This is a genomic window from Phytobacter sp. V69 (assembly GCF_965644215.1).
Classification (GTDB): domain Bacteria; phylum Pseudomonadota; class Gammaproteobacteria; order Enterobacterales; family Enterobacteriaceae; genus Phytobacter.
Window position 1 is genome coordinate 1 of the sequence record NZ_CBFFRL010000594.1, and the last position, 253, is coordinate 253.

At 49.4% G+C, this 253-nt stretch carries 1 pseudogene; it reads right to left on the minus strand.

What is annotated here, in order from left to right:
* Positions 1-176, minus strand: a pseudogene (locus ACSZPU_RS26550) (MobA/MobL family protein); the annotation flags it as partial.
* Between the last annotated feature and the right edge of the window lie 77 nt (positions 177-253).

Sequence of the window (253 nt, forward strand, 5' to 3'; positions counted from 1 at the left end):
CGGTTAGACATTCTGGACCATGATGCACGCCACTCGTCCATTAAATCATGCTCGTTCCAGCTTCTGTTTTTGTTGCCAAATCCTTGCGGCGTTATCTCACGTAGCGTCAGCATTACGTGAGCGTGGGGGTTATGACCGTCAAGGTCATGGAAAGAGATATCGGCAATCATTCCTTTACTGAACCGCCCCGGTTTTCCTGGAGAGTATTTTAGTTGGGAACTCAGGCTGCCAGATCCTTATTCCCGATGGAAGC